10 protein-coding genes, 2 rRNA genes and 1 other RNA gene are annotated in these 13,578 nt (G+C 41.4%); all 13 read right to left on the bottom strand.

Annotated elements, in window-relative coordinates; translation table 11 throughout:
- Window positions 1-77: 77 nt before the first annotated feature.
- Window positions 78-1,826: a threonine--tRNA ligase gene (thrS, locus tag IJE10_06885; protein MBQ2967822.1), complete on the bottom strand. Its 1,749-nt coding sequence runs from the start codon at window positions 1,824-1,826 to the stop codon at window positions 78-80.
- Between the two features lie 103 nt (window positions 1,827-1,929).
- An RNA gene (gene rnpB, locus IJE10_06880) (RNase P RNA component class A) lies at window positions 1,930-2,278 on the bottom strand.
- A gap of 9 nt (window positions 2,279-2,287) precedes the next feature.
- A complete protein-coding gene (locus IJE10_06875; GenBank protein MBQ2967821.1) occupies window positions 2,288-3,031 on the bottom strand; it encodes a Nif3-like dinuclear metal center hexameric protein in 744 nt (247 codons plus the stop codon).
- On the bottom strand, window positions 3,018-3,698 hold the full coding sequence (locus IJE10_06870; protein MBQ2967820.1) for an SAM-dependent methyltransferase: 681 nt from the start codon (window positions 3,696-3,698) through the stop codon (window positions 3,018-3,020). Before IJE10_06870 ends, IJE10_06875 begins: the two co-directional genes overlap by 14 nt.
- Before the next feature lie 103 nt (window positions 3,699-3,801).
- The gene (locus tag IJE10_06865) at window positions 3,802-4,098 is read right to left on the bottom strand and encodes a helix-turn-helix transcriptional regulator (GenBank protein MBQ2967819.1); all 297 of its coding nucleotides are present in this window, start codon (window positions 4,096-4,098) and stop codon (window positions 3,802-3,804) included.
- A 238-nt stretch (window positions 4,099-4,336) separates the two neighbouring features.
- Window positions 4,337-6,226 carry an S-layer homology domain-containing protein gene (locus tag IJE10_06860; protein ID MBQ2967818.1) on the bottom strand — a complete coding sequence of 630 codons (1,890 nt, stop codon included), beginning with the start codon at window positions 6,224-6,226 and terminating at the stop codon, window positions 4,337-4,339.
- A gap of 423 nt (window positions 6,227-6,649) precedes the next feature.
- Window positions 6,650-7,423: a sugar phosphate isomerase/epimerase gene (locus IJE10_06855; GenBank protein ID MBQ2967817.1), complete on the bottom strand. Its 774-nt coding sequence runs from the start codon at window positions 7,421-7,423 to the stop codon at window positions 6,650-6,652.
- Window positions 7,420-9,132, bottom strand: a complete 1,713-nt coding sequence (locus IJE10_06850) for a beta-glucuronidase (protein ID MBQ2967816.1) — start codon at window positions 9,130-9,132, stop codon at window positions 7,420-7,422. The genes IJE10_06855 and IJE10_06850 overlap by 4 nt, the downstream gene beginning before the upstream one ends.
- A 125-nt stretch (window positions 9,133-9,257) precedes the next feature.
- Window positions 9,258-11,279, bottom strand: a complete 2,022-nt coding sequence (locus IJE10_06845) for a topoisomerase C-terminal repeat-containing protein (protein ID MBQ2967815.1) — start codon at window positions 11,277-11,279, stop codon at window positions 9,258-9,260.
- Between the two features lie 226 nt (window positions 11,280-11,505).
- A complete protein-coding gene (locus IJE10_06840) occupies window positions 11,506-11,904 on the bottom strand; it encodes a hypothetical protein (GenBank protein ID MBQ2967814.1) in 399 nt (132 codons plus the stop codon).
- Between the two features lie 237 nt (window positions 11,905-12,141).
- Window positions 12,142-13,149, bottom strand: coding sequence for a hypothetical protein (locus IJE10_06835; protein MBQ2967813.1), 1,008 nt, complete (start codon window positions 13,147-13,149; stop codon window positions 12,142-12,144).
- Between the two features lie 176 nt (window positions 13,150-13,325).
- A 5S ribosomal RNA gene (gene rrf, locus IJE10_06830) occupies window positions 13,326-13,442 on the bottom strand.
- 65 nt (window positions 13,443-13,507) lie between these two features.
- Window positions 13,508-13,578 (bottom strand): 23S ribosomal RNA (locus tag IJE10_06825); the annotation flags it as partial.

Genomic DNA, 13,578 nt, shown 5'->3' with positions numbered 1-13,578 from the left:
AATTGCAATAGACGTTTGTTCCCCAAAACGCGACGTTTGTACCAAAAAAGGTTTCCCGATTGGGAAACCTTTTTTAATTATCTGTATACTTTGTTGATTTGTTCTGCATCCAGCTTTGCGGCAAATTCCTCAACCGTCATGGTTTCGGTTTCTTCTACACCGCGGGTACGCACGCATACCTTGCCCTCTTCAATTTCCTTATCGCCCATAACCAGCATGTAAGGTACTTTTTCCATACGCGCCGAGCGAATCTTGTAGCCGATTTTTTCGTTTCTGTAATCGGTTTCTACGCGGAATCCTTTGTCCTTTAAAGCTTTGCTTACCTGCTCTGCATAGTCTGCATGCTTTTCGGAAATCGGGATAACCTTTACCTGTACAGGCGCCATCCAGGACGGGAACGCACCTGCATACTTCTCAATCAGCAATGCAAGAGTTCTTTCGTAGCAACCGATAGAGGTTCTGTGGATGATATAGGGGTTCTTCTTGGTACCGTCTGCATCCATGTATTCCATACCGAACTTTTCAGCCAGCATCTGGTCAATCTGAATGGTAATTAAGGTATCTTCCTTACCGAATACGTTGCGAATCTGGATATCCAGCTTCGGGCCATAGAATGCCGCTTCGCCAACACCGATTACATACGGGATTTCAAGCTTGTCTAGGATATTTTTCATGATACCCTGTGCTTCATCCCACTGTTCTTCGGTACCGATATATTTTCCACGGTCCTCAGGATCCCACTGAGAGAATCTGTAGGATACATCTTCATAAAGACCCAAGGTTTTAAGCATATAGGTGGTAAGTTCCAAGCAACGCTTGAATTCGTCCTCCAACTGGTCAGGACGGCACATCAAATGACCTTCCGAAATGGTGAACTGACGAACACGGATAAGACCGTGCATTTCGCCCGATGCTTCGTTACGGAAAAGGGTTGAGGTTTCACTGTAACGGAGGGGCAAATCTCTATAGCTTCGCATTTCGTTCAAATATGCCTGATACTGGAACGGACAAGTCATGGGACGGAGCGCAAATACTTCCTTATCGGTTTCTTCGTCGCCCATTACAAACATACCGTCTTTATAATGATCCCAGTGACCCGAAATTTTGTAAAGGTCACTTTTCGCCATCAGCGGAGTTTTGGTCATCTGCCAGCCGAGCTTTGCTTCGGTGTCTTCTACAAATCTCTGCAGAATCTGAATCATTTTTGCACCCTTAGGCAACAGGATAGGCAGACCCTGACCGACAGAATCTACGGTTGTAAAAAGATGCAGTTCGCGACCTAATTTGTTGTGGTCTCTCTTTTTTGCTTCTTCCAACTGCTCTAAATGTGCATTCAGCTCGTCTTTGGACTGGAATGCGGTTGCGTAAATACGCTGGAGCATCTTGTTCTTTTCATCGCCTCTCCAGTATGCACCGGTTACAGAAAGCAACTTAAACGCCTTAACCTTTGCGGTGTAGCCCAAGTGCGGACCTACACAAAGATCGGTGAATTCACCTTGTTTATAGAATGAAATCGGCTCACCCTCAGGCAGGTTTTCAATAAGCTCTACCTTATAGGGCTGGTCTTTCATCAATTCCAACGCTTCATCGCGGGGCAATTCAAATCTTTCAATTTTAAGATTTTCCTTGGCAATCTTCTTCATTTCCGCTTCGATTTTTTCCAAATCTTCCTGGGTCAAAGGAGTCTCGGTATCAAAATCATAATAAAATCCTGTGTCAATGGCAGGACCAATACCTAATTTTGTTCCGGGATATAGACGCAGTACAGCCTGAGCCAGAACATGGGATGCTGTGTGACGCAATATCTGCAATTCGTTCTGTTCCATAAAAAACTCTCCTTTAAACTATAATAATAATTTATTATACCTCTTTTTAAAAGGTTTGTCAAGACATAAAACCCACCGTTCAAGGTGGGTTTTATGATATATGAAAATGAGCCGATCTGTAAGCCGGGTTCTGTATTAAACGATCATCTATCTAGGCGATGCATCTCTGCACCGCTCAAGCCACCTACCCAAGAAGCATCGGGCCAATGTATTCTTCTTAATGCGGTGTTGCTCCAAGTGGGGTTTACACGAAAGAAGCAGTTACCTGCTTCCCAGTGAGCTCTTACCTCACTATTCCACCCTTACTGTATAAAATACAGCGGTTTATTTTCTGTTGCACTATCCTGAGAGTCGCCTCTACCGGGAGTTACCCGGCACCCTGCCCTGCGGAGCCCGGACTTTCCTCATGTACAGCCTTTCGGCTTTGTACCCGCGATCGTCTGACCTGCTCATATTCAGTCTTATTCAGTTGTAACCAAAAACGGATTTTGCAATACGGCACATTCCGCTTTTGCATCGGTTAATTTTTGATTCAAAAGCTTTGTTAACGCCTCTGCAACAGGTGCTTCGGTTTCAAAATGCCCTGCACAAACCAAAAACAAATCCATATTTTCTGCTGCCTGCGCGGTGTGGTAGGAAACCTCACCTGTAACATACGCATCACAATTTAAAAGCTTTGCGTTTTCCAAAAAGTCACCGCCGGCGCCACCCACAAGTCCTACCTTTTTGATTTGTTTTTTCAAAGGTACGGTGCGCACTGCAGGCACATCCAACATTTTACAAACGTGTTTTGCAAATTCGGTTTCGGAAAGGGGTTCTTTCAATTCACCAACACGCAAAATACCGTCTGCCGTCACATTTACAAGCTCTAATTTTTGTGCCAGCACGTCGTTTACACCACCTGCTGCCACATCGATATTGGTGTGACCCGAGTATACACAGATGTTTTTGCGTATCGCCTTTAAAAGCGTCGGGTTGTTAAGCTTTGAAAGAGGTTTAAAAATAACGGGGTGATGGGTTACAATCATCTGAAAGCCACCCTCTATTGCCTGCTCCAGTACATCTGCCGTAAAGTCTAAGCACACCAGTATTTTTTGAATTTCGTCGCCCTCTCTGTCAATCAGTAAACCTACGTTGTCCCACTCTTCTGCGGTTTCAGCAGGCGCAAAGGCTTCTAAAATTTCTAAGATTTCAGTTAGTTTCATAATTTTCCAATTCCTTTATCAATGCACGCAAGGCATCACATTCTGCCTTTGCATCGTTTTTTCCGTTTTGCAGTCCCGAAAGCTTCTTTTGCGCTTTGCTCAGTTCCTGCGCAAGCAACAACGAAAGCAACGGGTCATTTTTAAAAACGGGACAAATCACCGTTTCAAACGGTGTAAGTTCGGATTTTCCGGGCATGCACTTAAATATGCGATACAGCTTATCCCCTTCTTTTGCAAGACAGCCGTCGGTGACTTTTATCCCCAATTTGGGAAGGAGCGCAAGAAACTTATCTGTGTTGGTCATGGGTTGTAAGACAAACTCTTTGGCGCTTCTTACTGTTTCGGGGCAAGCGCCGAGAATTTTGGCAATCAGCTCACCGCCCATACCGGCAATCACAACCGTTTCCGCTTCGCCGGGAACAAGTGTTTTCAAACCGTCCCCTACACGAATTTCGATTATATCCGAAAATCCGAAAGACAAAACATTACTGCGACACGCAGAAGCAGGACCCTCTGCCACATCCGAGCCGATGCCCTTTTTAAGCTTTCCATTTTGCGCAAGGGCAATTAAAAGCTTACCGTGGTCGGTACCGATGTCCGCAACAGTCTTATTTGAAACAAAATCCGCAACGCATTCCAGTCGCGGAGAAAGGATTAGCGCACCCATTGACCGACCTCCGTTTTTTCTTTCGATTCAGTATAACATATTTTAAAAGACTTTTCAAGTATAAAATAAAAAGGGCTTGCATAAAGCAAGCCACTAAAATTTTTCAGAACCATTTAATTCTGCTTACATGTTTTTTCTGCACTTTTTTAAAGTCACGTTCCCAAATTGCAATCAGCGCCTTTTCTTTGTCGGGATGGTTATCCAGCAAATTGTCTAAAAGTGTACAAACTGCCAAAAACTGAACCTGTGCCAACTTGGTTTTAAAATTTTCGATGTTATAAATTGTTTGTCGCGTTACACCCATCATAATCGAAAACTTAGTAACGGAGATGCCAAACAAAGTACGAATTTCCTTAATTTTCAACTGCATATTCTCAACTGCACTATTAATTTGTGTCATCAGATGCCCTCCGTAATTGTCAAAATACTTTCTGTGCTAAACTTGATTGCAATTATACTACCTTTTTAGGGTATTGTCAACCTTTTTCGACGTTTTTTTGCACTTTTACAACTTTTTTGCAAAAATATGTAAACCTCTTTTACCAATTCTTTCCTTTTCTCCGTTTTTGCCTATTTTTCCGCGTTTTTCTGCCCATTTCTTTGAAACCAAAAACGGACGCTTATGCATCCGTTTTTTCTTAATACGTTTTCTTTTGTTCTGATTCCTCTACAATAAATGTATTTTCCGACCAAGGAGTTGCGGTAAGCAAAAAGCCATCTTTCCCGTTTCCGCTGACCGTTACCTTTTGCAATCGCACTTCTTCCATAACCGACACACCAAAGCTACGGTTTGTGGGTGCAATAAATGTATCAGATGCATCTGTCGGTTTGAAGCATTCCCGAATCACCCGGTTAAACTCCGGCTTTCGGTATACAGATTCAATGTCCACCAGAACATAATAGCAATCCGTATCATATTTTTCGCCCTTTGCCAGGGTAATTTCCTTGGCACACCAGGAATCTTTAAAGCGGATATATTTTCCGGGTTTTGGGGCTGTACCCGCTTCTTCTATGCGGACGTTTGAAATGTCCACATCCACATAATACCGATGCACTTGATCTTCAGGTGTGTAGTAAGTCATACGCATTTTATCCCAATTGCCCGTTTTCTCCGCCAACAGACTTTCAATCAGGAATTCTGCGTCAATCCTTGTATCGGTACCTGTACTTGTTTGTATCCAATCTTCGGTACCGTCCTTTAAAATAAAAGCATAATTTGTCCAGTATTCATCCGTTTCAATAAAGCTATATGCATCCGGTAAGCTCCAGGTGTAATTCAAATCAGCATCCGCATGAACATCCGTTTTTATCTCAATATATTCTTCCGGAGGTGCTTCCGGTTTTGGAGGTCTATTTGCCTTTTCAATATGATAGTCAATCAGACGGACAGTGCCACCTGCATAACCACCTGCACCATGTACATTGTATAAAGCTTTATGCACAATGGCATAAAAATCCTGTCTTGAAATGGGTTCATTTGCTTTAGATGTATCGTTGCTTTCAATTAGGAACTCGCCTTTTGCCTTATCAAACACATAAGTAACATCTGTACTTACAGTGTCAATCCAGGGCCCGATACAGCCATGCGCGTCCACAATTAAACGGAGTACATACAAAAGTGCCTGGTAATTGGTGATTTCTGCATCCAAATCCAGTTCGGGTAATTCTTTATAGGTAACAACCGAATCTCTCAAGCGAAGCAACATTTTTTTGTCATCATCTGACAAGTCATCCATGTGCGCAAGGCTGTCCCCTACATACCAATCCTTAATATTAACGGATAAACTTGCACCCTCTGCCTTATCCAGTGTTGAAAGCGCTTCCAAAACGGTTATATTGCCTTGCTTTGCAAAATCCTCGACATCCACAATACCATACTCTACTAAAATGTCAGGAGTTGTATCGGTTGTGCATTTTTCCTTTTTATAGCGTTCGTACAGACGGTAGATTAAAAGAATCGCCTCTTGTGTGGTAATATTCTCCTTTGGTGCAAAACGGTTATTGCCAACGCCGTGCATAAGCCCTATACCGCCGGCAAACAGTATATAGTACCGTTCCCACGCCGAAACATCATCTATATCTGCATAAGAGACCTCTTTCTCCACCTGCACATCGGGCATGGTGCGCGAAACAGCACGGATGATAAGCGTTGCCGCTTCTCCACGGGTTAAAAAGTCATCGGGGCAAAACGCGGTTTCGCTTTTCCCTGTTACAAAATCATGGTCATGTAATTCGTGCACACGATAATTCCCAGTGTCGGAAAAAGGCATTTTAGGCGACCACGGCAAATCCCCATTGCTTACATCTGTAAAATAACTTGTTTTGCAGACGTAGGCATACAGCAAATCGCAAAATGCTTCACGGGTAATCGGCTTTTGATACGCGTATGTCTTTTCTACATCTAAAAGTCCGGCGCTTTCTGCTTTTTTTATCTCATCCTTTGCCCAATGACTCATGCCACGCGTAACAGGTGCAAAAACCATAAAGCAAAGTAGACAAGCCAAAACAAATGCAATTCGCTTTTTCATACAATCACCCCTTTACCCATATTTTAGCATACACGAAACAGCTCTGTCAATAGACGTTTGTTCCCTGTAACGCGACGTTTATTCCCAAAAAGGGGCTGAAAAAGGTTCGGCAGACTGTTTTGTCAAATCCGTGCGCCACACCCAAACTTGCGCCTCATGAGAGCAGGCAATTTTGGGTGTTGCAAGCAAAAGTACATCTATGTATGGGATTCTTCACTTCGTTCAGAATGACAAAAAATGCAAACGTAGTGAGCGCTCGTAAAAAGCATTTCCAAGAAAATTTTTCACAAAAAAGGAACAACAGACCGAAAAAAGAGCCGTACAAGAAGTACGGCGAATAAAAAGGTCTTGTTGTGACGATGCGGTAGAACAACTTTTTCGATTATTCACTTATTCTTCTTTTGAGCATAACATCTATTCTGCTTACCGGGCAGAATCCACAAGTTCTGAAAGCTTTTTCACCCGCTTCGTTGCCTCTGCATAGTATTCCTTTGCAGATAAATCTTTATATTTTTCATGGTTCCCGGGCTTGATTTCAAGCATTAAGGTGACATCTCTTCCGCATTCTGCAATCTCTTTTGCGGTGGTTTCCCAGTCAATGATGCCGTCAAAGGGAAGCATGTGCATATCCTTATCACAAAGGCAATCATTATCACTTATATGGGTTGCCACCAATCTGTGTCCCCAAAAAGGCATATACTTAAGCCCCGGGGTGAATGCGTGCTCATGCGCAGTGTCTAAGCAAAAGCCTGCCTCGGGATACCGCTCCATCATAAACTTCACATTCTCTAAGTAACGATGGCTTTCAAAAGCAACCGTAATTCCTTTCCCTTTGGCATAAGACATAAGCTTATCAAACCGTCTGACGCCGGTTTCGGAAATTTCGGGCATGGGTCTGCCGTTTGAAACATGCATGACCATGGTTTTTACACCGTATTGCACGCAGTAATCTATGCTTTTTAAGAAAATAGCGAGCATTTCTTCACCCGTATCCCCTTCTGTCCATATAAGGTTTTGCTTTTTATAGGGGGCATGAAAACTATCCACCTTGATTTTTGCTTCCTGCAATGCCTGCATAACCGCTTCAAACTGCGGATGCTCAATGCAAACAAAGGTATGGTCAATGCCGTTTTCTTTGAAAGCCTCTATCACCTGTTCGTAAGGGAACCCACCATATAAATTAATGCCGACTCTCATTTTTCCATCTCCGCTTTAAACTGTAGATACAGATTTTTCGCTGCACGGTATGCAAGCTTTGGCTTGCGGTATTCGTTTAAAAGACCCTTGTTGTTAAAGCTTCTGGCACGATTTAAGCCCATATCTTTACTGGTTCGGATGTCGCAAAACTGCCAGATAAATGTGCCGGCCATTGCAGGTGTTTTATGAAACAGCTCTAAGCAATAGGATATAAGCTTTGCCTGATACTCTTCACTCCACAGAATATTTTCGTCATCGTGCCAACCGTAAATAGCAGCTGCACCAAATTCACCCATCAGAATCGGTTTGTCCGAAAAGCCCAGTTCATTACGGTAAGCAACCAGTTCTTCAATAAAATTACCCCAATCCTCCACGGAATCGCTGTACCATCCCAAGTATGCATTGATACAAATAACATCTGTGAATTCATAGCTGATGTCATTTAACGCATGGTTGGATGCAAAAACAATTAAACGGTTACCGCCGTTTTCCCTTAAGAATTTTTGGTAAGTCTTGGTCATTTCAAAGCCTGCCGGTTTGTTGGACTGAATTTCGTTATGCATACCCCAGAACACAATGGAAGGATGGTTAAAATAATGCTTAACCATTTCCTTGTGCATGTTAAGACCGCGCTCAACCACAACGGGGTCTGCTAAAGCTTCTTCCGAAAAGCCACAGCCCCAGATAGGAATTTCGCTCCAGAACAAAACACCGTTTTCGTCTAAGAAATCCAAAAATTCCTGCGCATTCGGATAATGCGAACCACGGAACGCATTACAACCCATTTCGAGTGCTAAATCAATATCTCTTTTCATGAGCGCGGGCGGGAATGCGAAACCGAATTCGGGATGTTCTTCGTGTCTGTTTACACCACGGATTTGCAATTCTTTTCCGTTTAAATATATTTTTTCGTTTTTCGTCCAGATTTTTCTAAAGCCCACACGGTCAAACAAATCGTCTGTTTTGGTTTGCATGGAAACGGTATAAAGATTGGGAACGCCCTCGTCCCAGAGCTTGACATTTTCTGCTTCAAATGCAGGAATTTTCAGTACTTTTTCAGCATTCCCGTCTAAGCACACTTCACTATTATATACTGTGTTTTCGCCTAACGATACGTTAAGTGCAGAGCATTCCTGTACGCCACTTGCATTGTAAAGGTTTAAGGTGAAGTCGCAGGTTGCGTTTTTCATGTCTTCGGATAAAGTGTAATCTAATTTGCTGCTTAAGATACAGATACCTTCTAAGGTTTCTGCCGTTACACTTCTGGTGATACCGCCGTAATTATACCAGTCCACATGCACCTGCGGAACAGACTGTTCATCAAAACGGTTATCCACACGCACCGTAAGTCTGTGCACACCTGCTTTAACGTCTGTTTTGATAAAATCAAACTGACAAAAACCACCGTAGTGATTGCCTAAATATTCGCCGTCCAGCCACACATCAGCAACCGTCATCACCGCACCAAAACAAAAGCGCATTGTTCCGCCCCGGGTATAAAAGCTTTTTTCATACCACGCAACGCCTTCATACGTCAAAAGACCCTGCTTTGTATTCCACACTGAAGGAACAAGCACCGTCTCGGCATTTTCAAGACCCTCTTGCCAGCCTTCTTTTTCGCCAATATTTTCTTTATCCAAACGAAATTTCCATGCACCGTCAAGGCTTTGTACCTTTCGTTTTGCATGTTCATCAAATAAACGTCCCATAGCCATGCTCCTTTTTGTTTAAAATCAGTTTTAGTATATCACCCTGCTTTTTAAATGTCAATTTCAAAAGCATAAAAAAGCACCTTTTGGGCGCTTTTTTACAATTTATAAATTTTTTATTACAATTAATCATTAAAATCAAACACAGCTCTGCCGTTTTCAAGCTTTAAGTAGCCGTCAAAGCTTTTGCCCGTCTTTTGCGAAACAAACCCCTGAATTTTATAAGTTTTTCCCGTTTCCAGAAGTTTTTTTGCGTTCTGCAAGGAGATAACACGTCCGCAAATCACATTACTGACCGAAAACTTACAGCCGCGCTCTTTAAAGCCGGTACAACCGTAACCAAAACCTGTACGGCGCACCATTTCACCGCAAAGGGGGCAATCTCCCACCTCATCCCCGACAAAACCGTCATCGGTATCTATTTCGGGCGGTTCGTTTCTTTTTACAAACACCTCGCCGATTTCCTTTTTTGCAATGGCAAGACTGTCGTCCACCGAAAATTCTCCGCGGAACACTTTTTTAAGCGCCTTGCCGACTTCGGCAGTCTTGTATTTGTCCATATTGATACGCATTCTGTCCAAAGATTCCACTAAGTTTATGCCGTCGGGCAGAATTTTGTATACATCCTTTTTAAGTTCAATATATCCGCTTCGCTTGGCGTTGTCGATAATCCCCGTACGGGTTGCCTCAGTACCAAGCTCCAGACCTTCAAAAATCGCCTTGTATTCTTCCTCGTCGTTTTCCTCGTCCGCTTTCTTTTTATCCTCACGGAAAGGGTTTTTGAGATAATTGTTCAGCGTTTCAATGGTATAATGCTTAGGCGGTTGTGTCTCTTTTTCCACAGGCGAGAACGCCGTGTTGACCTTGTCGCCTTTTTCAAGCAAAGGCAAAACTTTATCTTTTTTGGAGTAATCGTCATACTTGGTCCAGCCCGGCTCTACGATGACATTTCCCTTTAAGGTAAACTGCTCAAAGCCACCCACATCAATGGTAATTTCTGTTTTTTCCACCACACAATCCATACTGCAGAACACCGCCACAAACCGACGCATAACGGTGGAATACACAATAAACTCCTCGTCCGAGAGGTCTGTCTTTTTCGGAATTTTATAGGTGGGTGTCAAAGCCGAGTGCGACTCGATTTTAGAGTCATCAAAGATGTTTTTTCCATCCTTGAATTTAACCGGATACCCGATTTTGGAAACCGCCTCCAAAATGGTTTTAATCTTACCCTTTTCGGCGGTGGCAAGGTACTCGGAGTTGGTTCTGGGATAGGTCAGATACCCCTTTTCGTACAAATCCTGCACAATTTTCAAGCTCTTCTCCATGCTCATTTTGTGCTTTTTACCCAAAACATTCTGCAGCTTTGTGAGTGAAAACAGCTTGCCCGGCTTCATGGTGTCTTTTTTCTTCTTTTTGGAAACGACAATCGCTTCTGCCTGATTGTATTTGTCGCAAAGTGCCTGTGCCTTTGCCAGTTCGTTTTTATCGAACTGCTCTTTGCTGACAAGCTCTACCTCTTCCCCGTTGGTTTCGGCTTTGCTCACCACTGCATAGTATATATCGCTTTTGAAATTTTTGATTGCCATATCTCGCTCGTAAATGGCTTTCACAATAGGCACAATCACTCTGCCCACACGCAGAAGCTTTCCGTTTTTCAAGGTGGCATAACGGGTTAAGTTTACGCCGTACAACCAGTCAATATACGTTCTGGCATACCCCTCGTTGGCAAGATTTTCGTAGTCGGTTTCGTCTTTCATTTCCTCTAAGCCCGCACGGATGGTTTCGGGCGTCTGGTCGGGAAGCCACAATCGCTTAAAGCTTTTGCCCTCCATCAGGGCTTCACGCACACAGGTACGCACAATAATTTCACCCTCACGGTCAGCGTCCCCTGCGTTGATAATCATATCCACATCGTCTCTGTGAATCAAAGCCTTGATGGTTTCAAACTGCTTTTGCACGCCATTATCTACCTTTTTGGATATCGGGTCTTTTTTCAGTTCAAACGCGAATTCTTCAGGAAAACATGGTAAGTTTTCGTTGGTCCAACGTGCACTTCCATCGGGATTCGGCGCATAATAATCCACATCCCGCAGTGAAAACAAGTGCCCAAACACCCAGGTTATAATATATTCATCGCCGTACATAAAACCGTCGGCTCTTTTTAAGTTTCCCAAGCTCGCCGCAATGTTTCGTGCCAGCGACGGCTTTTCCGCAATAATCAGTTTAATCTTAATGTCCTCCCCTTATTGTTTTAATTCCATTTCAATCCTAACTCTGCAGGTCGATCCTGTTATGTAAATATCAAAATCGGCAAACGAATCTTTTAAATTGTATGGACTTGACACAAGTAAAATGTGATTCAATGTTGTCTTATTTGAATGTTTTATATTTATAAGAATTTCCATTTATTCTTTCCAAAGAACCAAGTCCATCCATTAAACCATTTGTATCATCATTAACAAACACAATACCCTCGTCATCATCAACAGATGCATTTAATACAAAAAATATTTTACTATCTTCTTTGCGGATATATTTTATGTTAAAATCACTATTAAAGTTTTCATAATCTTGATTAAACACTTCTGAACCGTCATTATATAAAACAATTTTCCCGTCAGTAATATTACCATTGTCAAAATCAATATCTTTGATTATTTTATTGATTTCATAACAATACAAGTCATATTCTTCTGTAGATTTTACTCCACATGACACAAAAATCAAAGCACATATCAAGAACATTACAATCGCTAGAATTTTTTTCATAAAACTACTCCTTTCAACATCATTCAACCTTATTCGACAAGAATTTTACTCGTGTCAAGTCAGGAGAACAGTGAATAAAAGGACCTACTATTTTTTCCTGATTTTTTCACTGTATTTTTCTTAAACACTTTTCCTTAGAACCCGCGAGAATACTGGATTTTCTCGCATCCGATAGTATATGTAAATATTATAAATCGGCAAACTATTATAATCAAAATACAAGTAATTAAACTTTGTCTAATATTCCACTTTTTGATAACTAGGTGCAAATTTAGCATCTGGAATGTCGCTTTTTTTATACTTCCGAATTACAGTTTTATCTACATAAATATCTTTCGGTCGACAGTTAACCATTTTTTCAATATAGTTTTTGCAATCTATTTTCCCACCCAAATATACATACTCATCAGCAATATCACGTATATTAATAGACTTAAATTGACTATTTAAAGTAACCATTCCTTGCTCTTCAATAAGAATATCATACAATAACTTATAGGGATCCTTCAATACACAAAGATTGCTTTTAAGAAAAGAATTTTTTCCTGCGTTTAACACACCTTTATATTCAATACCAGACTTTCCTAAAACAGTCACCTCTCTAGTTTTTTGTTGCATAATTCCATTTTGTATTCTAGGGCAGTCATATGCTATTAGTCTAAATTCATTTTCTATATCTGTGAATTTTTCATCTTGCTCTCTACATAAAAGTGCAAAAGATAATGTGTTGTAAATCTGAAGAGGTATCAACATATCCTCTATATTTGTAAATAAATTTTCTATTGAACACATGCAGGCCGCATGAAAGTCTTTAAAACCATCTTGACTAAGCGTACTAATACTATCCACATATGACATTTTAGCACCGAAAAATTCATTTCCAATCATAGTGTGAGTATTTCTATCAAGTTTGACATTTAATGCAATAAACTGATAATCATCATCAAACTTGTCCAACCATTCTAACGAACGCTCGTTCAAAACATGAAAATATGTCAGGTAAATATGTGGAATAAAATAATCAATTAATATAGAATATAAAAATTGAGGCGAATGAAGTTCTTTAGCATCTTTTTTTGTGAAATTAGTCAATGCTTTAACCAAATTTTTTTCATAATAATCCGAGTATTCATAACCAGTAACTGGTGGCTTCAATAATGCGGACAGAATATCCCTACAATCAACAATCCCTTTTTCTATTTTTCGAGCGTAAGTTTCGCCTTTTATTCCACGAATAAGAATCATTAAAATATTATCCTTTCCATATCTAATTATCAGTATAAATTTTATATTTTCGACACAATTCGACTTTTGTCAACCCAGGAAAAAATGTTAATCTACTAACAGTTTACCACAGTTTTTGTTTTTTTGCAATGAAAAAAAGAACCCAACGTAAGTTGAGTTCTTTTTGTATTAAATTGTTCCGGCGATGTGTCGCTTTCCCGGGCCGTCTCCAGCCAAGTATCATAACCGCTAAGGAGCTTAACTTCTGTGTTCGGAATGGGAACAGGTGGGACCTCCTTGCTATTACCACCGGATAACTAATAATGACACTGATGAAACGTTACTTACGTTCCTTGCTGCACACAAATCTAACTCTGTGTTGGTTAAGCCCTCGACCTATTAGTATCGGTCAGCTACATGTGTTACCACACTTCCACCTCCGACCTATCA

This window comes from Clostridia bacterium, assembly GCA_017410375.1.
GTDB lineage: Bacteria > Bacillota > Clostridia > RGIG6154 > RGIG6154 > RGIG6154.
Note: the sequence above shows the minus strand (reverse complement) of the source record. Positions and strands in the feature narration are given on the sequence as shown.